The organism is Nocardioides carbamazepini, assembly GCF_024614185.1.
Lineage (GTDB): Bacteria > Actinomycetota > Actinomycetes > Propionibacteriales > Nocardioidaceae > Nocardioides > Nocardioides carbamazepini.
This window is the reverse complement of sequence record NZ_JAHTLF010000008.1, coordinates 14,999-34,735: the sequence shown is the minus strand read 5'-3', so window position 1 is coordinate 34,735 and position 19,737 is coordinate 14,999. Positions and strand designations below refer to the sequence as shown.

General features: G+C 71.9%; 20 protein-coding genes and 1 riboswitch. Of the genes, 16 read left to right on the top strand and 4 right to left on the bottom strand.

The annotated features are described in order from the left end of the window. Positions 1 to 46 precede the first annotated feature (46 nt). Positions 47 to 538, bottom strand: coding sequence for a cupin domain-containing protein (locus tag KVF89_RS02750; protein ID WP_257423152.1), 492 nt, complete (start codon positions 536 to 538; stop codon positions 47 to 49). 86 nt (positions 539 to 624) lie between these two features. Then, a riboswitch (FMN riboswitch) is annotated at positions 625 to 754 on the top strand. A gap of 123 nt (positions 755 to 877) precedes the next feature. On the opposite strand from KVF89_RS02750, the gene ribD reads away from it, so the two are divergent. From ribD to KVF89_RS02715, 7 genes are read left to right on the top strand one after another with little or no spacing between them, the layout of a single operon-like run. Continuing rightward, positions 878 to 1,915 carry a bifunctional diaminohydroxyphosphoribosylaminopyrimidine deaminase/5-amino-6-(5-phosphoribosylamino)uracil reductase RibD gene (gene ribD, locus KVF89_RS02745; protein WP_257423826.1) on the top strand — a complete coding sequence of 346 codons (1,038 nt, stop codon included), beginning with the start codon at positions 878 to 880 and terminating at the stop codon, positions 1,913 to 1,915. After that, positions 1,915 to 2,529, top strand: a complete 615-nt coding sequence (locus KVF89_RS02740; protein WP_257423150.1) for a riboflavin synthase — start codon at positions 1,915 to 1,917, stop codon at positions 2,527 to 2,529. Before ribD ends, KVF89_RS02740 begins: the two co-directional genes overlap by 1 nt. A gap of 2 nt (positions 2,530 to 2,531) precedes the next feature. After that, positions 2,532 to 3,770: a bifunctional 3,4-dihydroxy-2-butanone-4-phosphate synthase/GTP cyclohydrolase II gene (locus KVF89_RS02735; RefSeq protein ID WP_257423149.1), complete on the top strand. Its 1,239-nt coding sequence runs from the start codon at positions 2,532 to 2,534 to the stop codon at positions 3,768 to 3,770. 1 nt (position 3,771) lies between these two features. Continuing rightward, positions 3,772 to 4,260 carry a 6,7-dimethyl-8-ribityllumazine synthase gene (ribH, locus tag KVF89_RS02730; RefSeq protein ID WP_257423147.1) on the top strand — a complete coding sequence of 163 codons (489 nt, stop codon included), beginning with the start codon at positions 3,772 to 3,774 and terminating at the stop codon, positions 4,258 to 4,260. A gap of 45 nt (positions 4,261 to 4,305) precedes the next feature. Next, a complete protein-coding gene (locus tag KVF89_RS02725; protein WP_257423145.1) occupies positions 4,306 to 4,569 on the top strand; it encodes a phosphoribosyl-ATP diphosphatase in 264 nt (87 codons plus the stop codon). Between the two features lie 26 nt (positions 4,570 to 4,595). Beyond that, positions 4,596 to 5,438, top strand: coding sequence for an ATP phosphoribosyltransferase (gene hisG, locus KVF89_RS02720; RefSeq protein ID WP_257423143.1), 843 nt, complete (start codon positions 4,596 to 4,598; stop codon positions 5,436 to 5,438). A gap of 1 nt (position 5,439) precedes the next feature. Continuing rightward, positions 5,440 to 5,895 (top strand): PH domain-containing protein, encoded by a 456-nt coding sequence (locus tag KVF89_RS02715; RefSeq protein WP_257423141.1) that lies wholly within the window; start codon positions 5,440 to 5,442, stop codon positions 5,893 to 5,895. A 4-nt stretch (positions 5,896 to 5,899) separates the two neighbouring features. On the opposite strand, the gene KVF89_RS02710 is transcribed toward KVF89_RS02715, so the two are convergent. The 3 genes from KVF89_RS02710 to KVF89_RS02700 form a co-directional block, all read right to left on the bottom strand. After that, positions 5,900 to 9,568: a beta strand repeat-containing protein gene (locus KVF89_RS02710; RefSeq protein WP_257423139.1), complete on the bottom strand. Its 3,669-nt coding sequence runs from the start codon at positions 9,566 to 9,568 to the stop codon at positions 5,900 to 5,902. 124 nt (positions 9,569 to 9,692) lie between these two features. Beyond that, positions 9,693 to 10,247: a uridine kinase family protein gene (locus tag KVF89_RS02705; protein ID WP_257423138.1), complete on the bottom strand. Its 555-nt coding sequence runs from the start codon at positions 10,245 to 10,247 to the stop codon at positions 9,693 to 9,695. Then, on the bottom strand, positions 10,225 to 11,463 hold the full coding sequence (locus KVF89_RS02700) for an amino acid deaminase/aldolase (RefSeq protein ID WP_257423136.1): 1,239 nt from the start codon (positions 11,461 to 11,463) through the stop codon (positions 10,225 to 10,227). Before KVF89_RS02700 ends, KVF89_RS02705 begins: the two co-directional genes overlap by 23 nt. A 34-nt stretch (positions 11,464 to 11,497) precedes the next feature. On the opposite strand from KVF89_RS02700, the gene KVF89_RS02695 reads away from it, so the two are divergent. The 9 genes from KVF89_RS02695 to pheT all read left to right on the top strand — a co-directional run bounded on the left by KVF89_RS02695 (position 11,498) and on the right by pheT (position 19,720). Continuing rightward, positions 11,498 to 12,028: an SseB family protein gene (locus tag KVF89_RS02695; protein ID WP_257423134.1), complete on the top strand. Its 531-nt coding sequence runs from the start codon at positions 11,498 to 11,500 to the stop codon at positions 12,026 to 12,028. Between the two features lie 319 nt (positions 12,029 to 12,347). Next, on the top strand, positions 12,348 to 12,977 hold the full coding sequence (gene infC, locus KVF89_RS02690) for a translation initiation factor IF-3 (protein ID WP_235319263.1): 630 nt from the start codon (positions 12,348 to 12,350) through the stop codon (positions 12,975 to 12,977). Positions 12,978 to 13,001: 24 nt separating this feature from the next. After that, a complete protein-coding gene (rpmI, locus tag KVF89_RS02685; protein ID WP_028654205.1) occupies positions 13,002 to 13,196 on the top strand; it encodes a 50S ribosomal protein L35 in 195 nt (64 codons plus the stop codon). 44 nt (positions 13,197 to 13,240) lie between these two features. After that, positions 13,241 to 13,627, top strand: a complete 387-nt coding sequence (gene rplT / locus KVF89_RS02680) for a 50S ribosomal protein L20 (protein ID WP_257423128.1) — start codon at positions 13,241 to 13,243, stop codon at positions 13,625 to 13,627. 20 nt (positions 13,628 to 13,647) lie between these two features. Further along, on the top strand, positions 13,648 to 14,436 hold the full coding sequence (locus KVF89_RS02675) for a TrmH family RNA methyltransferase (RefSeq protein WP_257423126.1): 789 nt from the start codon (positions 13,648 to 13,650) through the stop codon (positions 14,434 to 14,436). Then, entirely contained in the window at positions 14,433 to 15,470 is a 1,038-nt protein-coding gene (locus KVF89_RS02670; RefSeq protein ID WP_257423124.1) for a sensor histidine kinase, read from the top strand. Before KVF89_RS02675 ends, KVF89_RS02670 begins: the two co-directional genes overlap by 4 nt. Before the next feature lie 4 nt (positions 15,471 to 15,474). Further along, complete coding sequence (locus tag KVF89_RS02665) at positions 15,475 to 16,074, top strand: DinB family protein (protein WP_257423123.1); 600 nt, start codon at positions 15,475 to 15,477, stop codon at positions 16,072 to 16,074. Positions 16,075 to 16,121: 47 nt separating this feature from the next. Continuing rightward, complete coding sequence (pheS, locus tag KVF89_RS02660) at positions 16,122 to 17,246, top strand: phenylalanine--tRNA ligase subunit alpha (RefSeq protein ID WP_257423121.1); 1,125 nt, start codon at positions 16,122 to 16,124, stop codon at positions 17,244 to 17,246. Beyond that, the gene (gene pheT, locus KVF89_RS02655; RefSeq protein WP_257423119.1) at positions 17,243 to 19,720 is read left to right on the top strand and encodes a phenylalanine--tRNA ligase subunit beta; all 2,478 of its coding nucleotides are present in this window, start codon (positions 17,243 to 17,245) and stop codon (positions 19,718 to 19,720) included. Before pheS ends, pheT begins: the two co-directional genes overlap by 4 nt. Positions 19,721 to 19,737: the final 17 nt, after the last annotated feature.

Here is a 19,737-nt window from a genome sequence, read left to right as displayed (position 1 = left end):
CCGCCAGTTCCGCGCCGGCCCGCGCCGGCCCGCGCTGAGCGGGCGCCTACTCCGTGACCCAGATGTTGTCGTGCTCCAGCATGAACGCGTCGTACTCCTCGGGCGCCCACTCCTCGCCGCGGGCGAGCCGGTCGAGGCCCTCGAAGTAGGGCTCGCGCGGGGCGCCCGGAGCGAAGTGAAGCAGCATCGACGCCGGGGCGCCCGACTCGTTGCGGAAGCCGTGGATGCCGCCGGGCGGGACGTGGAGGAAGTCGCCGGGACGCGCCGTCGTCCAGCCGTCACCCGTGTGGATCCGCACCTCGCCCTCGAGGATGTAGAACGACTCGGCGATGCTGCGGTGGAAGTGCGGGCTCGGGCCGCTGACCGCCTCGGAGAACTCCCAGCGGTAGAGCCCGAACAGCCCGCCGGTCGCCTCGCCACGGGCTAGGTAGTGGACCCGGTTGCCGTTGGGATAGACGAGGTCGGGACCGTCGCTGTCTGGCCGCACCCAGGCCGAGACCTCGCCGTCGCCGTCGTACAGGGGAGGGGGATACGACATGCGCGCGACGCTACCCACGCCAGGTCCCAGTGACCGGACCCACACGACGCGGCGTGTCGCGGTATGCCACCATGGATCCCAAGAGCTCGCGTGCTCTGGGGTCGGTGAAAATCCGAACCGGCGGTAACAGTCCGCGACCCGATCGCAGCCAGTGATCGGTTGACCAGGTGTGATTCCTGGACCGACGGTCAAAGTCCGGATGGGAAGTGCACGCACGAGTGTCCGACGGACGCCCCGCATCGGGAGTCCGTCGCACGCCAGGCAAGCCCCGGAGTCCGCGCCCAGGACGACGAGAGGCGGTGGCCGGTGGCGGAGACCTTCACCCGTGAGTACGACGCGATGCGTCGTGCGCTCACGCTGGCAGTGAGCCCCGGGGTGCCGCTGCACCCCAACCCACGGGTCGGCTGCGTGCTGCTCGCCCCTGACGGATCGGTCGTCGGGGAGGGATATCACCGCGGCGCGGGCACGCCCCATGCCGAGGTCGAGGCGCTGGGCGTGGCCGGGGACCGGGCCCGGGGCGCGACCGCCGTCGTGACCCTGGAGCCGTGCAACCACACCGGACGGACCGGCCCCTGCGCGCAGGCGCTGATCGCCGCGGGGGTGGCCCGGGTGGTGATCGCGCAGCGTGACCCCAACCCGCGGGCCGCGGGCGGCATGGAGACCCTGCGAGACGCCGGCATCGAGACCGACGCCGGCCTGCTCGCCGACGAGGCGGCCGAGGTCAACCGGGCGTGGTCCTTCGCGCACCGCAACGGCCGGCCGTTCGTCACCTGGAAGTTCGCGACCACCCTCGACGGTCGCAGTGCCGCCGGCGACGGCACGTCCCGCTGGGTCTCGTCGCGGCCCGCCCGCCGTGACACCCACCTGCTGCGCGGACTGTGCGACGCGATGCTCGTCGGCACCAACACCGTCGAGGTCGACGACCCGCAGCTCACGGTCCGCGACGACGCCGACCGGCCGCTGCCCCGCGACGCGCAGCCGCTGCGGGTGGTGATGGGAGAGCGCGACCTCTCGGCCGATCGCCGGGTCCTCGACGACGTCGCGCCGACGGTGCACCTGCGCACCCACGACCCGGCCGCGGCGCTGCGTGCGCTGTACGCCGACCACGACCGGCACCACGTCTTCCTGGAGGGCGGCCCGACGCTGGCCGCCGCCTTCCTGCAGGCGGGCCTGGTCGACGAGGTCGTCACCTACGTCGCCCCGATGCTGCTCGGAGCGGGCCGCTCGGCCGTCGGGAAGCTCGGAATCCGCACCATCGCGGACGCGTTGCACCTCGAGCTCGTCGACACCACCGTCGTCGGCGAGGGCACGGAGGCCAACGTGCGCATGATCATGAGACCCACCAGACAAGGACCGACCATGGGAGGAACGGCCTGATGTTCACCGGGATCGTCGAGGAGCTAGGCACCGTCACCGCCGTCGAGGACCAGGGGGACGCGGTCCGGCTCACCATCGCCTCCGAGGTGACGCTGTCCGACACCGGCCTCGGGGACTCGATCGCCGTCAACGGCTGCTGTCTGACCGTCGCCGAGCGCACCGACACGACCTGGACCGCGGACGTGATGGCCGAGACGCTCGCCAAGACCAGCATCGGTGGCCTCGCCGTCGGCGCCCGGGTCAACCTGGAGCGCGCGGTCACCGCCGAGAAGCGGCTGGGCGGCCACATCGTGCAGGGCCATGTCGACGCCGTCGGCCGGGTCGTCGCGCGCACCCCCAGCGAGCACTGGGAGGTGGTGGAGATCGCGATGCCGGCCGATCTCGGCCGCTACCTCGTCGACAAGGGCTCGATCACCGTCGACGGCACCTCGCTGACCGTCGTCGAGGCCGGCGACAGCACGTTCACCATCAGCCTGATCCCCGAGACCCTCGCCCGGACGACCCTCGGCCTCCGCGCCGTCGGTGACGAGGTCAACCTCGAGGTCGACATCATCGCCAAGCACGTGGAGAAGCTGATGCGCGCCTACACCAGCCCCAGCGACAAGGAGAACTGAGCATGGCGGTGCGACTGGACCCGGTCGAGCGCGCGATCGCCGACATCGCGGCGGGCAAGGCCGTCGTGGTCGTCGACGACGAGGACCGCGAGAACGAGGGCGACATCATCTTCGCCGCCAGCAAGGCGACGCCGGAGCTGATGGCCTTCACGATCCGCTACTCCAGCGGCGTCATCTGCGCCCCGATGCCGGGCACGATGCTGGACCGGCTGGAGATCCCGCTGATGACGCCGCACAACAAGGACGCGTACCGCACGGCGTACACGATCTCGGTCGACGCCCGTGACGGCGTGAGCACCGGGATCTCCGCCGCGGACCGCGCCCACACCGTGCGGGTGCTCGCCGACTCGGCGACCGAGCCGTGGGAGCTGACCCGGCCGGGCCACGTGTTCCCGCTGCGCTACCGCGAGGGTGGCGTGCTCGTCCGCCGCGGCCACACCGAGGCCGCCGTGGACCTGTGCCGCCTGGCCGGGCTCACGCCCGCCGGTGTGCTGGTCGAGGTGGTCAACGACGACGGCACCATGAAGCGCGCTCCCGAGCTGCGCGCCTTCGCCGACGAGCACGGGCTGGCGATGATCTCGATCGAGGACCTGGTCCGGCACCGCCGCCGCGTCGAGAGCCACGTCGTGCGGGAGGCGCAGACCCGCCTGCCCACCAGCCACGGCGACTTCACCGCGATCGGCTACACCATCACCGTCGACGGCAGCGAGCATGTAGCGCTCGTCTATGGCGACCCGGAGACCCTCGGCGACCACGGCCCGGTCCTCACGCGGGTGCACTCGGAGTGCCTGACCGGCGACGTGTTCGGCTCCAGCCGCTGCGACTGCGGTCCCCAGCTCAACGAGGCGATGGACCGGATCGTCGAGACCGGCAGCGGCATCGTGATCTACCTGCGCGGCCACGAGGGCCGGGGCATCGGGCTGGTCGCCAAGCTCCAGGCCTACCAGCTGCAGGACGGCGGCCGGGACACCGTGGACGCCAACCTGGACCTCGGGCTGCCGGCCGACGCCCGCCACTACGGTGCGGCGACCCAGATCCTCAAGGACCTCGGTGTCTCCGAGGTCCGGCTGCTCACCAACAACCCCGACAAGGTCTCCTCGCTCGAGGACTACGGCGTCCGCGTCGCCGAGCGGGTGCCGCTCACCCCGCACCCCAACGGCCACAATCTCGCCTACCTGCTGACCAAGCGGGACCGGATGGGCCACGACCTTCCCGACCTGGATCTCGAAGGAGCCAACTGACATGGCCGGACACGGCGCTCCCGACATCGCTCCCGTCGACTGCCACGACCTCCGGGTCGCGGTGGTCGCCGCGAGCTGGCACACCCAGGTCATGGACGGCCTGATCGCGGGAGCACAGCGCGCGTTCGCCGACCACCAGGTCGAGGCGCCCGTGGTGGTCCGCGTGCCCGGCACCTTCGAGCTGCCGGTCACCGCGGCCGTTCTCGCGCCGTCCTACGACGCGGTGATCGCGCTGGGCGTGGTCATCCGGGGCGGCACGCCGCACTTCGAGTACGTCTGCAACGCCGCCACCGACGGTCTCACCCGGGTCTCCCTCGACCACCACACCCCGATCGGCTTCGGGGTCCTCACCTGTGACACCGAGGAGCAGGCGCTGGACCGGGCCGGTCTCGATGGCTCCCACGAGGACAAGGGCTACGAGGCCGCGTCGGCGGCCCTGCAGACCGCGGCGACGCTGAAGCGGATCCGGTCCCGCGGCTACACGGGCTGAGACCGGCGCAGGTCGGCCAGCGGCGACGCCGTAGGCTGACCTCCCGTGAAGACGTTCGACGAGCTGTTCGCAGAGCTCAGCGACAAGGCAGCCACGCGACCCGAGGGGTCCGGCACCGTCCGGGCGCTCGACGCGGGCGTCCATACGATCGGCAAGAAGCTGATCGAGGAGGCCGCCGAGTCCTGGATGGCCGCCGAGCACGAGGGCAAGGACGCGACCGCGCTGGAGATCAGCCAGCTGCTCTACCACGCCCAGGTCCTCATGATCGCGAGCGGTCTCTCGCTCGACGACGTCTACGCACACCTCTGAGGCCCCGGCCTCACTAGGAAGGCACCATGCTCAAGATCGCCGTCCCCAACAAGGGGGCTCTCTCCGAGGCTGCCTCGGGGATGCTGCGCGAGGCCGGCTACGCCCAGCGCTCGGACTCCAAGCAGCTCACCAAGATCGACCCGGACAACGAGGTCGAGTTCTTCTACCTGCGCCCGCGCGACATCGCGCTGTACGTCGGTGAGGGCACCCTCGACGCCGGCATCACCGGCCGCGACCTCCTCCTCGACTCGCACTCCGCGGCCGCGGAGTCGCTCCAGCTCGGGTTCGGCCGCTCGAAGTTCCGTTTCGCGGCCCGTCCCGGCACCGCCTCGGACGTGCGCGACCTGGCAGGCAAGCGGATCGCGACGTCGTACGACGGCGTGGTCAAGCGCTACCTCGCCGAACTGGGCGTCGACGCCTCGGTCGTCCGGCTCGACGGCGCGGTCGAGACCAGCATCCAGCTCGGCGTGGCCGACGCGATCGCCGACGTCGTCGAGACGGGCAGCACCCTGCGCGCCGCCGGACTCGAGGTCTTCGGCGACGTCATCCTCGAGTCCGAGGGCGTGATGATCACCCGCGAGGGCGCCGATCCAGGCGCCCTGGAGGTCTTCACCCGCCGGCTGCAGGGCGTCCTCGTGGCCCGGGCCTACGTGATGATGGACTACGACATCCGTGCCGAGAAGGTCGAGCAGGCCATCGCGCTCACCCCCGGGATCGAGAGCCCCACGGTCAGCCCGCTTCATCGGGAGGGCTGGGTCGCGGTCCGCTCCATGGTGCCGCGGTCCACCGCCCAGCGGGTGATGGACGAGCTGTACGCGCTGGGCGCGCGCGCGATCCTGACCACCGACATCCACGCCTGCCGGCTCTGACGTGACGACGAACGGCGGTGCGCTGCCGACCGTGCCGCGCACCTGGCGGCCCCTCGGCCCGCGGATCGCGGCGGCCACCTTCGGTGTGGTCCTGGTCGGTGCGTTCGCGTGGCTGTGGATCCAGTTCGACGACGAGACCAGGGCCCGGGTCAACAACCTGGAGAAGGTGACCGTGGTCTTCTTCATCCTGCTGGGCCTGTTCCTCCTCAACGGCCTGGCCCGCTCGCGGGTCGTGGCGAGCGCCGACGGGTTGACGATCGTCAACGGCTACCGCACCCGCCGGCTCTCCTGGGCCGAGGTCGGGACCGTGCGGATGCCCCAGGGCGCGCCGTGGCCGCACCTACAGCAGGGCGAGGACCACAAGATCTCGCTGCTCGGCATCCACGCCTCCGACGGCGCCCGCGCCGCGACCGCCGTCCGGGAGCTGCGGGCGCTCGTCGCGGGCCATCAGGCCTGACGGCTCAGCGCAACCGCTTGCGCACCGTCACCGATGACGCCTGGAAGGTCGGGCCGCCGAGGTAGCTCGCCTGCACCCGGGCCCGGCGAGCCGGGAGTCCCTTCTCCGCGAGCTGGCACCTGCCGACGCCCTGGGCCAGGCTGATCGTGCAGCGGGTGCGGGCTCCGATCTTGATGGTGACCGTGCCCGGCGGTGCCGCCGTCCCGGGCGCCGCCGGCAGCACCTGGACCGCGAAGCGCCGCTTCCAGGCACCGCGGACCTTGACCCGCTTGATGGTGAGACGGGTCGTCGTCGCCACCGACGTGACAGGGGCCTGCTGGGCGACCGTGGCGAGGTCGAAGGTCACCGTGGTCGGTGCCGAGCTGTTGCCCAGGTAGTTGGTGTCCGTGGCCTTGCTCGCGGTGACGATGCAGGTGCCCAGCCCCGTCGCCGCCAAGGTGTACGGCGCGGCGGGGCTGACCGCGCAGCCGGTGGCCGTGCCGTCGACGGTCGTGTAGCTGACGGCACCGGTCCCCGAGCCGCCGGACGTGGTCAGCGGGAGGGGAGCGCCCTGCACGCCGGCGATCGAGGTGACGGTGAGGGCGGCCTGGGCGGCCTTGACGAATGTCACCGTCGTCGGAGCCGACGACCTGGCGAGGTAGGTCGCGTCGGTGGCCTTGGTGGCCGTCACGGTGCACGTGCCGGTGCTGGTGCTCGTGAGGACGCCGGAGCTCATGGCGCACCCGGTGGCCGTTCCGTTGACGACGCCGTAGGTGACGGCTCCCGTTCCGCTGCCCCCGGAGGTGGTGAGGGTGAGTGCCGACCCGAAGGTGCCGCTCGTCGACGTCAGCGTCAGGGCCGTCTGGGTGGCCTTGCCGAGGGTGACGGTCGTCGGTGCCGACGAGACCGGTCCGAAGGTGCCGTCACCGGCCTTGGCGGCGGTCACCGTGCAGGTGCCGGACGTCGTCGCACCGAGCTGGCCGGAGGTGATGGTGCAGCCGGTGGCGGTGCCGTTGGCGACGCTGTAGGTGACAGCTCCCGTGCCGTTGCCCCCGGAGGTGGTGATGGTCAGGGGCGTACCGACGGTCCCGCTGGTCGAGGTCACGACGAGAGCGGCCTGGGCTGACGTGAAGGAGACCGCGGTGGGGGATGACGACCTCGGCGCATAGGTCGCGTCGCCTGCCTTGGTCGCGGTCACGATGCACGTGCCGGCCGACGACGCCGCGACGTTCGTGCCGACCAGGACGCAGTCGGTCGCAGTGCCGTCCGTGACGGTGTAGCTCAGCGCCCCGGTGCCCGATCCGCCCGCGGTGGTCAGAGGTAGGAGGCTGCCGGTGGGCGCGCTCGACGAGGTGATCGTCAACGGGGTCTGGGGCAGCCTGAGGGTGACGGCCGTCGGTGCGGAGGACCGGGCGTTGTACGTCGCGTCCTGTGCCTTGGTCGCCGTGACGGTGCAGGTGCCACCGGTGCTCGCGTTCAGCTTTCCCGAGCTGATGACGCAGCCGGTGGCGCTGCCGTTCGTGACGCCGTAGGAGACCAGGCCCGTGCCGTTGCCTCCGCTGCTCGTGAGCGGGAGTGGCGTGCCGACGACGCCGGTGAGCGAGGTGATGGTGAGCATGGCCTGGTTGAGGCGCATCGTGACCGCGGTCGGAGCCGACGAGCGGGCCTTCCAGGTCGCGTCCTGGCCCTTGGTGGCCGTGACGATGCAGGTGCCGGGGCTGGTGGTGGACAGTGCGAGGGCGGCGATGGCGCAGCCGGTCGCGGTCCCGTTCGTGACGGTGTAGGTGACGGCGCCGATGCCGGAGCCGCCGGTCACCGTCAGGGGCATCGGCGTGCCGACGGTGCCGTTGAGTGAGGTGACGATGAGCGGCGCCTGCGTCTGGCGGAGGGTCACCGTCGTGGGTGGGGACGAGATGGCCAGGTAGGTCGGATCCGTGGCCTTGGTGACGGTCACGGTGCAGGTGCCCGCCGTGGTGCTGGTGGTGGTGAGCTGGCCGGAGGTGACGGCGCAACCGGTCGCGGTGCCGTTCGACGCGGAGTAGGTGACGGCTCCCGTGCCGGACCCGCCGCTGCTGGTCAAGGTCAGGGGGGTTCCGGCGGTTCCGTTGAGTGAGGTCAGGGCCAGGGCCGCCTGGCCGGCCTTGGCGACCGTCAGCGTGAAGGGTTGGCTGACGGTGCCGCCGATGCTGTTGGTGGCGGTGACCGTGAAGTGGTAGGTGCCGGGGCCTGGCGCCGGCCCGCCGATCATGCCGGTGCCGTCGCGGTTGTCGGTGAAGGTCACGCCGGCAGGCAGGGGAGTGCCGGCCGAGACCGCGAGGGTGGGCGTGGCTCCGCTGGTGGTGACCGCGATGTTCAGGGTGGTCAGGGTCGCTCGTGTCGCGCTGGCCGGGCTGGTGAACGCCGGTGCCGCGCCGGCGCCGGGCTCGGCCGCACCGGCGGCGCACCGGGTCTGGCCGGCCGCCGGACCGGGCATGCCACGCTGGTCCTTGCGTGCGCACAGAGCGGTCCCGAAGACCGTCGTGCCGACCGGGACCTGGGCGAGTGCCGGACTGCCGGCGTTGGGCAGCCGGGTCTGCGTCGGGCCGCCGTTGCCAGCCAGTGCGGCAAGGCTCGGTGCGGCGGTGACGGTGTCCGTCCCGGCCGGCGCGCAACTGCCGCCCACGACGTTGTAGCCGCCCGAGACGTATCTCCCGGGGGCGGTGTTGCAGTCGTCGCCGTTGCCCGAGATGATCGACCCGGCCACCTGCCAGCCGCCGACGTTGAAGGCCCCGAGGCCGATGCCTGCGTTGCCGGTGATCGTCGTGCCCGTCAAGGTCGAGGTGCCGGTGCCGATGGTCTGGATCGCCGAGCTGTTGCCCGTGAACGTCGAGTTCCGGACCACGCCGTTCGCCGTGCCCGGGACCTCGATGGCACCCCCGCCGAACGCGCTGGCGGTGTTCCCGGTGAACGTGCTGCCCGAGATCGTGTAGTCGGTCACCAGACCCCCGCCGCGGATCGAGACGGCCCCGCCGCCGCCGCTGCCGAGGGCGGTGTTGCCGGTGAAGGTGCTCCTCGCGACCGCCAGCGTGCCGAAGTTGACGTAGATCCCGCCGCCCTGGCTGTTGACGCAGGCGCCGTCGAGGCACGGATAGGCGGCGACATTGTTGCTGATCGTGCTGTCGATGACGGTGAGATTGCTGTTGCTCGAGATGCCGCCGCCTCGGGACACGGACCGGTTGGCGCTCACCGCGACCCGGTCGAGCAGGACCGTGGGGCCGTCGACCAACAACCCGCCGCCGCCGCCGAGATCCGGGGCGTGGCCGTGGGTGATGGTGAGTCCGCGCAAGGTCAGCGCAAAGCTGCTGTAGATCACCCGGTCGGTGTAGCCGCCGTCGATCACCGCGGGACTGGCGGCGTCGAGGCCGGTGATGGTGAGGGGCCCGCTGGGCTCGATGTTGTCGAAGATGGTGCCGGAGAGGTGGACGGTCGGATTCGATCCGGCCACCGTCAGGGCGTACGTGATCGTCGCGCACGGCGTCGCCTTCGTCTGACAGCTGTTGCCGGCGTTGGTACCTCCCTGGGCCACGTAGAGCGTGTTGTCGTCGGCGGCAGCCGGTGGTGCCTGAGCGATGGTGAGTCCGGTCAGGCCCGCCAGCGCGAGCGCGCCGACCAGGAAGGAGCTCGTTGCACGTCGAAGACCGAGAGAGCGGTGCATGGCGCCACCTTGGGAGCAGAGGGAGCAGCGTGAGGGAGGCACGCCTGTCTCGCAACCTAGGCGGCTTTACCTTCCGACGTGGCGAATCGGGAAGAACCGGTCCGGAGGCGGGAGGTCGCGACCTTCAGGTCCGCACGACCAGGTCCGCCCGGGCCCGGGTGCCCTCCCGGGCGTGCAGCGCCTCCTCGTCGGCCAGCCAGGAGTCCCAGTGTGGCCGCATGCTCTCACCGTCGCGCTCCAGCCATCGGGCCAGGCGGACGTCGCGGTCCGCCTCCACCCAGACCAGCAGCGTCACCAGGTCGTCGTACGCCGCCGCGGCGCTGCCGACGCCCTCGAGCACCAGCAGCGGGCCGGGCTCCAGTGTCCGGGTCTCGGCCCAGCCGTCGGCGTACCAGTCCCAGCGGCGCCAGCGTCCGGGACCTCCCGCGGCCAGCGGTCGCAGCAGTGCCTCGACGGACGCACCCAGCCCCGGCAGACCGGGCCAGCCCTCGAGCATCTCGTCCGTGCCGAGCACGACGGCCTCCGGCGCGAGGGCGGCCAGCCCGCGGGCGAGCGTGGTCTTGCCCGAGCCGGCCAGGCCGTCGACGCAGACCAGCCGGCCGGTGCCCAGCGTCGGCGGCCGTGACAGCGCGGCGGCGAGGACCTGTGCCGGGAGGTCAGAAGGCGAGGCCGTGACCACGGTAGGTCGGGACCTCCTCGACGAACCGCTCGCCCTGGAGGAGCAGCACGCCCCGCCCGTGCTCGAACGGCTCACCCGACTTGGCGTGCCGGAACCACACCAGGTCACCGATCGCCAGCGCTCCCGCGTTGGTGCCGACCAGCGGTGTCTGCACCTCGCCGGCACCCTCGAGCCCGGTCAGGCTCAGCCCGGCCGGCGCCCACGGCGTGGGCGACCTGTCCGCCCCCGCGGGGCCGGAGGCGATCAGCCCGCCACCGTGCACCGTCGCCACGCCCGCCGACGGACGACGGGTCACCGGCAGCCCGAAGAAGGCGGCCGGGGTGGGGGCGAAGGCCTCGTAGTGGTCGAACAGGGTCGGTGCGAGCAGGCCGGAGCCGGCCGTCACCTCGGTGACCACCGGGTCGGCCGCCGACGACTCGATCGAGCCGGACCCACCGGCGTTCCAGAACTCGAGGCCCGAGAAGTCGCCCTGCCCGCGCAGGGTGTCCAGGGCTTCGACGATGGCGCTGCGCCGGACCCGGAGCTGGGCCACGGAGAGCTGCTTGAGCTTGCGGACGATCGCCGACTTGGCACGTTGGTGCGGCACCGCGTCCGGGACGCCGGCGACCTGGCCCTCGTAGGTCATCACGCCCACCAGCTGGAACCCGGGTCGGTCGAGGACCGCGCGCGCCAGCGCGGTGACCGCGCCGATGTCGTAGAGCGGGGAGCGCTTCGGGCCGACGGCCTGGCCGCCCCAGCGCAGGCCGGCGTCGACGTCGATCGCCACCCGGATCGGCACTGCCGTCGACGCACGCAGGCCGTCGACGAGGTCGAGGTGGGCGACGTCATCGACCATGATCGTCACCCGCGACGCGGCCCGCGGTGAGGCGACCAGCGTGGACAGCGCGGCGCGGTCCACGCTCGGGTAGGCGACCACGATGTCGTCGCAGACGTCCTGGTCGGCCAGCCACAGTGCCTCGGCGAGGGTGTAGGCCAGGACGCCGGTGAACCCGTCGGCGGCCAGCGCCCGTCCGACCAGGGACGGGACCCGGATCGACTTGGACGCGACACGGATCGGTGTGCCGCCCGCCCGGCGGGCCAGGTCGGTCGCGTTGGCGTCGAAGGCGTCGAGGTCGACGACGAACACCGGGGTGGACAGGGGATCCGGCCAGGCCGCGACGGCCTCGCGCAGGCGCGCCGCGAGGCGGGTGCGCGTGATGGACGACTGGTGCTGCACCTCGTCATCGTTCCACGGATGGGATGATCGACACGTGAGCACCCCACCGCGTCCCGACGCCCGTCGGATCCAGGGCTCGGCGTACGTCGACGACGACGGTGCCGCCGACGCGGCTCTCGCCCGGACCCTGCGGGCGTACGACGCCGGCGCGGCGTCGTACCCGGAGGTGCTGGCCGCCCTCGGGCCGGCCCGGCTGCTGGTGCCGGTGGTCGCGGTCCTCGGCGAGGTCGAGGTCGGCCCCGCCGAAGAAGGTGGTCTGGTCCGCGACAAGTCCAGTGACATGGCGGCGGTCCTGCTGACCGGCGCCGACGGCCGGATGGCGCTGCTGGCCTTCACCGATCTCGCCGCGCTGGGCGCCTGGGACCCGCAGGCGCGGCCGGTGCCGGTCGCCGCCCACCTCGCCGCCGCCACCGCCGTGCAGGAGGGCGCCCACGCGCTCGTGGTCGACGTCGCGGGGCCTCATGCCTTCGTCCTCGCGGACGACGACCTCCACCGGGTCGCCGCTCAGTGGACGCCGGTCCGGCTCGACGACGGCGGCTGGGGCTGGCTCGGCTCCGGTGATTAGGTCCTCCGGGAACAATCCCGGTAACATCCTGCGTTGACCGATCCGTCATGCCTGCATGACAGATCCACAAGCGGGGACCAGCACCATCGTCTCCCACCCGCAGCGGCCGCCAGGTCGTCGGGTCGGGTCCATGGAGAGCCACATCGATTCACGATCGAGGTGGCTCGTGACTGGCTTCCGCTTGGACTAGCGGGAGCCTCTTTTCATTTCACAGGCCTGGACCTGTGGCCAGAAGGCCTCCCGACCGAACGAGTTTGGAGGACATATCAGCACCGAGCTGCGCATCAACGACCGGATCCGGGTTCCCGAGGTCCGGCTCGTGGGACCCAACGGAGAGACCGTCGGCATCGTCCCCACCGACCAGGCACTCAAGCTCGCGCAGGAGGCCGACCTGGACCTGGTGGAGATCGCGCCGATGGGGAAGCCCCCTGTCTGCAAGCTCATGGACTACGGGAAGTTCAAGTACGAGAACGCCCAGAAGGCCCGTGAGGCACGACGGAACCAGACCAACGTCATCATCAAGGAGATGAAGCTCCGGCCCAAGATCGACGCGCACGACTACGAGACCAAGAAGGGTCACGTCGTTCGCTTCCTCAAGGCCGGCGACAAGGTCAAGATCACGATCATGTTCCGTGGTCGGGAGCAGCACCGCCCCGAGCTGGGCTACCGGCTGCTGCAGAAGCTGGCCGAGGACGTGCAGGAGCTGGGCTTCGTGGAGTCCAACCCCAAGCAGGACGGCCGCAACATGACCATGGTCATCGGTCCGCACAAGAAGAAGGCCGAGGCCAAAGCCGAGGTGAAGGCGGCCAAGGAGGAGCGTCGCGCCGAGCGTGAGGCCGAGGCTGCCCTCGATGCCGCCGCCCAGGCCGAGCGGGTCGCCCAGAAGCCGGCGGCGCAGAAGAAGGAGCGGGGTCGCTCCGAGAATCTCGACCCCGAGATCGACGCCTGAGACCTCGTCATAGGAGAGAGAGCAATGCCGAAGAACAAGACGCACTCCGGTGCCAGCAAGCGCTTCAAGGTCACGGGCAGCGGCAAGATCCTTCGCGAGAAGGCCGGCAAGCGCCACAACCTCGAGAAGAAGGCCTCCAAGGTCACCCGTCGCCTGACCGGCACGGTCGAGGTCGCCAAGAACGACGTCCCGCGCGCGAAGAAGATGCTCGGTCTCTGACCGGCCGTCGTCCGCACCTGAGCTAAGCAACAAGGAGTAAGAAGATGGCACGCGTCAAGCGCGCAGTGAACGCGGCGAAGAAGCGTCGTACCACCCTCGAGCGGGCCAGCGGCTACCGCGGCCAGCGCTCGCGGCTGTACCGCAAGGCCAAGGAGCAGGTCACCCACTCCCTGGTCTACAGCTACAACGACCGCAAGAAGAACAAGGGCAACTTCCGCCGCCTGTGGATCCAGCGGATCAACGCGGCCGCCCGCGCCGAGGGCCTGACCTACAACCGCTTCATCCAGGGCCTCAACCTGGCCGGCATCGAGGTCGACCGCAAGATCCTCGCCGACCTCGCGGTCAACGACCCGGCCGCCTTCTCGGCGATCGTGGCGCAGGCCAAGGCCGCGCTGCCCGAGGACGTCAACGCGCCTCGCGTATCGGCCTAGTCGCCACTTCGCCTGGCTTGATGACTCCTCTGGCCGCGGGCAACGCCCGCGTCAAGGAAGCACGCAAGTTGAGCCGCCGCTCGGTGCGAACCGAGCGGCGGCTCTTCCTTGCCGACGGCCCGAAGGCCGTCGAGGGCGCCCTCGCGACGGTGCTCGACTCAGGGCAGGACTGCGTCGTCGAGGTCTTCGCGACGTCCGCCGCTGCCACCGAGTACGCCGGCCTGCTCGGCGCCGCGCCGGTGACCCTGGTCGACGAGCGGGCGATGGACGGGCTCAGCGACAGTGTCAACCCGGCCGGCCTCGTCGCCGTGTGCCGGTTCCTCGAGAGCGATCTTCCCGCCGCCCCCCGGCTGCTCGCGATCTGCGCCGACGTGCGCGACCCCGGCAACGCCGGCACCGTCATCCGCACCAGCGACGCGGCCGGTGCCGATGCCGTCGTCCTCGCGGGCGATGCGGTCGACCCCTACAACCCGAAGACCGTCCGGGCCACCGTGGGCAGCCTGTTCCACCTCCCGGTCGCCCTCGAGCGCGACCCGGCGGCCGCCGTACGACGGGCCCGGGCGGCGGGCCTCACGGTGCTCGCCGCCGACGGCGGGGGAGAGGTCGACCTGTTCGCCGCCGACGAGCTGCTCGCACGGCCCACGGCCTGGCTGTTCGGCAACGAGGCCTGGGGCCTCCCCGACGAGCTGGCGGCGCTCGCCGACCATCGCGTGCGGATCCCGGTCCTCGGTGCCGCGGAGTCGCTCAACCTCGCCACGGCGGCTGCGGTCTGTCTCTACGCCAGCGCTCGCGCCATGATGAGCCGGTGAACGACACCCTCGACCTCCTTCCGGACGGCGTCGTCGTCGCCGGAGCCGACGGCCGGGTGCGTGCGGTGAACGCGGTGGCGGCCGGGATGCTCGGCCTCGGCCCCGCCCCGGAGCTGGTCGGCCGCCCGCTCGGCGAGGTGCTGGCGCTCACCGATCACGACGCGCGGTCGTGGACCGACGCGAACGCGCCGTACGGTGGGCTGTCCACCCGCACCGGCGTGCCTGAGCAGTCCTGGCTGCTCCCCGACGGCACCGAGGTGCTCGTGACCGCGCGCCTGCACCGCGCCGAGCGCAACGGGCCGGTGAGCGCGGTGGCCGTCGACCTGCGCTCCGGGCGCGGACGGGCCCGCCTCGACCGCGACCGCTCCGACCTCGTCGCCACCCTGGCCCATGAGCTGCGCTCGCCGCTCACCGGCGTGAAGGGGTTCGTCCAGGCCCTCCTCGTCCGCTGGGACAAGCTCAGCGACGACCAGAAGCGGCTGATGCTCACCACGGCGAGTGCCGATGCCGACCGGCTGAGCCGGCTGATCACCGAGCTCCTCGACGTCGCCCGGATCGACACCGGCCGGCTCCAGCTGCACCGTCGGCCGACCGACCTGGGCCGCAAGGCCGCATCGGTCCACCAGTCGATGACCGTGGTGACCTCCACGCCCATCGAGCTCGAGGTCGAGCCGGACCTGCCCTCGGTCGACGCCGACCCCGACAAGGTGATGCAGGTGCTCACGAACATCGTCGAGAACGCCGTGCGCCACGGCAGCGGCACCGTGCGGGTGCGGGTCGGCCTGTGGCGGGAGGACCTCGACCAGGTCGCGGTCACCGTCACCGACGAGGGCGCGGGGATCGCCCCCGAGCTGCGGCAGCGGATCTTCACCAAGTTCTGGACCGAGGGCACCGGCGGCGGATCCGGCCTCGGCCTCTACATCGTCCGCGGCCTGGTCCGCGCACACGGCGGCACCATCGTCGTCGACGACCGCCCCGGCGGCGGCGCGCGGATCGTCACGACCTGGCCCCGGATGCGCGCCGTGGCACCATGAGCCCATGACCGAGGCCGACCAGCCCGTCGACGTGCTCCGCCACTACCTGGCCCGCGCCCGCGAGGCGCTGCTCTGGAAGCTCGAGGGTCTGGGGGAGCGGCAGCTGAGGCTGCCGCGCACGCCCACCGGGACCACGCTGCTCGGCATCGTGCTGCACTGCGCCAACGTGGAGATCGGCTACTTCGGCCCGACCTTCGCACGCACCTGGCCCGAGCCCGACCACCCGGCGCTCATCCCGATGGACGTCTACGACGCCGATCCACAGGCGGACTGGACGGTCCCGGCCGACCTCCCGGCCGCCGAGCTGGTCGCGTTCTACGCACGGGTCGGCGCGTTCGCCGACGCCGCTCTGGTCGAGCTTCCGCTCGACACCCCCGGCCGGGTCCCGTGGTGGGCCGAGGACCGTTCCGCGACCACCCTGCACCAGATCGCCGTGCACGTGCTGTGCGATCTCCAGCGGCACGCCGGCCAGGCCGACATCCTCCGCGAGCAGGTCGACGGGGCCGCCGGTCTGCGCCCCGCGACGAGCAATGTGCCGGACGGATTCGACTGGCCGTCGTACGTCGCCAGGCTGACCGCGATCGCCGACACCTTCCCGGACTGAATACCGGTTCGCTGTCGGGCGGCCCGGGTTCCTAGACTGGCGCCGACATGTCTGGCCCGAACACTGACTACGACCCCGTGGAGGTCGCCGCCGTGAGCCCCGCTGAGCTCGAGGCCGCGCGCGACGCCGCGCTGGCCGCCATCGCCGACGCCGCCGACCTCGAGCAGCTCAAGGCGGTGCGCAGCGAGCACGCCGGCGACCGCTCGCCGCTCGCGCTCGCCAACCGCGAGATCGGCGCGCTGCCGCCTCAGGCCCGCAAGGAGGCCGGCCAGCGGGTCGGCCAGGCCCGCGGCGCCGTCAACCAGGCGCTCGCCGCGCGGCAGGAGGTGCTCGAGGCCGAGCACGAGGCACGGATCCTCGTCGAGGAGGCCGTCGACGTGACGCTGCCGACCGACGAGCTCCCGGTCGGTGCCCGCCACCCGCTGACCACCGGCGCCGAGCTGATCGCCGACATCTTCGTCGCGATGGGCTGGGAGGTCGCCGAGGGTCCGGTCATCGAGGCCGAGTGGCTCAACTTCGACGCGCTCAACCTGGGTCCGGACCACCCGGCGCGCACCATGCAGGACACCTTCTGGACCGAGCCCGCGGACAACCACGTCGTGCTCCGGACCCACACCAGCCCGGTGCAGGCACGCACGATGCTCACCCGCGGTGTCACGGAGGAGGCCCCGATCTACGTCGTGTGCCCGGGCCGCGTCTTCCGCACCGACGAGTACGACGCGACCCACTCGCCGATGTTCCACCAGGTCGAGGGCCTGGCCATCGACGAGGGCATCTCGATGGCCCACCTCAAGGGCACGCTCGACCACTTCGCGAGCCAGATGTTCGGCGAGGGCATCACGACGCGCTTCCGGCCGTCGTACTTCCCCTTCACCGAGCCGTCGGCCGAGGTCGACCTCACCTGCTTCGTCTGCCGGGGGACCGGGCTCAAAGGCGAGGGCCCCGACACCTGCCGCACCTGTCGCGGCGAGGGCTGGATCGAGTGGGGCGGCTGCGGCATCGTCAACCCGCGCGTGCTCCAGGCCTGCGGCATCGACTCCGAGCGCTACTCGGGCTTCGCCTTCGGCATGGGCATCGACCGGACCCTGATGTTCCGGCACGGCCTCGAGGACCTGCGCACCCTGTTCGAGGGCGACGTGCGCTTCACCACGGCATTCGGGAGTGAACTGTGAAGGCCCCTGTCTCCTGGATCCGGGAGCTCGTCGACCTGCCGGCCGAGGTCACCACCGAGGTGCTGACGGACCGGCTGACCGCGCTGGGCCTCAAGCTGGAGGGGATCGACTCGGCCGACATCACCGGCCCGCTCGTCATCGGCCGCGTCCTCACCAAGGAGCCGGAGCCACAGAAGAACGGCAAGACCATCAACTGGTGCACCGTCGATGTCGGTGAGGCCAACGGCACGGGCGAGCCGCAGGGGATCGTGTGCGGCGCGCACAACTTCGCTCCGGGCGACCTCGTGGTCGTCATCCTCCCGGGCGGCGTGCTGCCGGGGAACTTCGTGATCTCCGCACGCAAGACCTACGGCCATGTCTCGGCCGGCATGATCTGCTCGGTGCGCGAGCTCGGCATCGGCGAGGACCACGACGGCATCCTGGTGCTGCCGCCCGACGCCGGCGTTCCCGGTGACGACGTCTTCGGTCTGCTCGGACTCGACGACGAGGTCATCGAGTTCGAGATCAACCCCGACCGTGCCTACGCCCTCTCGCTGCGCGGCGTCGCCCGTGAGGCGGCGCTCGGCTTCGGCGTCCCGTTCGCCGATCCGGCCGTCCGCGAGCTCCCCGCGGCCGACGGCAAGGCCTGGGAGGTCGTCGTCGACGACCCGGCCGGCTGCCCGGTGTTCGCCGCGCGGCTGGTCAGCGGCTTCGACCCGGCCGCTCCCACCCCCGAGTTCATCAAGCGACGTGTCGAGCAGGCCGGCATGCGCTCGATCTCGCTCGCCGTCGACATCACCAACTACGTGATGCTCGAGCTCGGCCAGCCGATCCACGGCTACGACGCCGACAAGGTCGTCGGCGCGCTCGGCGTCCGTCGTGCCCGTGAGGGCGAGCAGGTCACCACGCTCGACGACGCCGTCCGCAAGCTGTCGGTCGAGGACCTCGTCATCACCGACGACTCCGGCCCGATCGGTCTCGCCGGCGTGATGGGCGGCGCGACCACCGAGATGTCGGGGTCGACCACGCGGATCCTGGTCGAGGCGGCCCACTGGGACGCCGTCTCGATGTTCCGCACCGGGCGGCGCCACAAGCTGACGTCCGAGGCCGGCAAGCGCAACGAGCGTGGCGTCGACCCACTGCTGCCCGGTGTCGCCGCCGACCGCGTCGTGGAGCTGCTCGTCGAGCATGGCGGCGCGACCGCCGAGCCGGGGTTCACCCTCGTCGGCACCGCCCCCGAGCGGACCGCGATCACCATCGCCACCGACCTGCCGGCCCGGCTCAGCGGCATCGACATCACCGCGATGACGACGGTCGAGAGCCTGCGTGCCGTCGGCGCGACGGTGACCGAGCAGGACGCCGGCACCATCGAGGTCGTCCCGCCGGCCTGGCGCCCCGACATCAACGACCCCTACGACCTGGTCGAGGAGGTCGTCCGGATCGTCGGCTACGACCAGGTGCCGAGCGTGCTCCCGCGACGGGCGACCGGGCGTGGCCTGACCCGCACCCAGCGGCTGCGCCGCCGGGTCGGCCGCACCCTGGCCGGAGCGGGCCTGGTCGAGGTGGTCAGCTTCCCGTTCGTCGGCGAGGCGACCTTCGACAAGCTCGGCCTGCCCGCCGGCGACCCGCTGCGCGTCACCGTCGGCCTGGCCAACCCGCTCTCCAGCGAGGAGCCGGCCTACACCACCACTCTGTTGCCGGGGCTGCTCGAGGCCGCCTCCCGCAACGTCGGCCGTGGCGCGCCCGGGGTGGCGCTGTTCGAGACCGGCACGGTCGCCTTCCCCGCCGACAACGGTGCGGCGCCGATCTACGGCGTCCACACCCGCCCGAGCGAGGCTGAGCTCGAGAAGCTGGTCGAGGCGCTGCCCGTGCAGCCGCAGCACCTCGCCGTCGTGCTCGCCGGCGAGCGGCGGCGTGCGGGTTGGTGGGGGGCCGGCACCGACGCCGGATGGACCGACGCCCTGGCCGTCGTACGACGTCTCGCGGCCGACCTCGGTGTGCGCGTCGAGGTCGGCGCGGCCGCCCGGATGCCCTGGCACCCCGGCCGGTGCGCGCTGGTCAGCATCGACGGCGTCCAGCTCGGCCACGCGGGTGAGCTGCACCCGAGCGTGTGCGCCGCCTACGGTCTCCCCGCCCGCAGCGCCGCGGTCGAGCTGGACCTCGACGCGCTGATGGCGGCGGCCGCCGACGTGACCCCGGGACCGGACTTCTCGACGATGCCTCTCGCCAAGGAGGACGTCGCGCTCGTCGTCGACGCCGGGGTCACGGTCGCGGCGGTCGAGGCCGCGCTGCGTGAGGGTGCCGGCGACCTGTTGGAGTCGATCCGGCTGTTCGACGTCTATACGGGTGAGCAGATCGAGGAGGGCCAGAAGTCGCTGGCCTTCGCACTGCGCTTCCGCGCTCCCGACCGGACCCTCACCGAGGCCGAGACCGGCGCCGCGCGCGACGCCGCCGTCGCCCGGGCCGCCGAGCTGACCGGAGCGGTGCAACGCTGACCTCCGGGCCGCGGCTG

What these genes read in the sequence shown, in the direction of transcription:
- KVF89_RS02750 (WP_257423152.1), bottom strand. Translation starts at nt 538, where the DNA reads ATGTCGTATCCCCCTCCCCTGTACGACGGCGACGGCGAGGTCTCGGCC.
- ribD (WP_257423826.1), top strand. Translation starts at nt 878, where the DNA reads ATGCGTCGTGCGCTCACGCTGGCAGTGAGCCCCGGGGTGCCGCTGCAC.
- KVF89_RS02740 (WP_257423150.1), top strand. Translation starts at nt 1,915, where the DNA reads ATGTTCACCGGGATCGTCGAGGAGCTAGGCACCGTCACCGCCGTCGAG.
- KVF89_RS02735 (WP_257423149.1), top strand. Translation starts at nt 2,532, where the DNA reads ATGGCGGTGCGACTGGACCCGGTCGAGCGCGCGATCGCCGACATCGCG.
- ribH (WP_257423147.1), top strand. Translation starts at nt 3,772, where the DNA reads ATGGCCGGACACGGCGCTCCCGACATCGCTCCCGTCGACTGCCACGAC.
- hisG (WP_257423143.1), top strand. Translation starts at nt 4,596, where the DNA reads ATGCTCAAGATCGCCGTCCCCAACAAGGGGGCTCTCTCCGAGGCTGCC.
- KVF89_RS02710 (WP_257423139.1), bottom strand. Translation starts at nt 9,568, where the DNA reads ATGCACCGCTCTCTCGGTCTTCGACGTGCAACGAGCTCCTTCCTGGTC.
- rpmI (WP_028654205.1), top strand. Translation starts at nt 13,002, where the DNA reads ATGCCGAAGAACAAGACGCACTCCGGTGCCAGCAAGCGCTTCAAGGTC.
- rplT (WP_257423128.1), top strand. Translation starts at nt 13,241, where the DNA reads ATGGCACGCGTCAAGCGCGCAGTGAACGCGGCGAAGAAGCGTCGTACC.
- KVF89_RS02675 (WP_257423126.1), top strand. Translation starts at nt 13,648, where the DNA reads ATGACTCCTCTGGCCGCGGGCAACGCCCGCGTCAAGGAAGCACGCAAG.
- KVF89_RS02665 (WP_257423123.1), top strand. Translation starts at nt 15,475, where the DNA reads ATGACCGAGGCCGACCAGCCCGTCGACGTGCTCCGCCACTACCTGGCC.
- pheS (WP_257423121.1), top strand. Translation starts at nt 16,122, where the DNA reads ATGTCTGGCCCGAACACTGACTACGACCCCGTGGAGGTCGCCGCCGTG.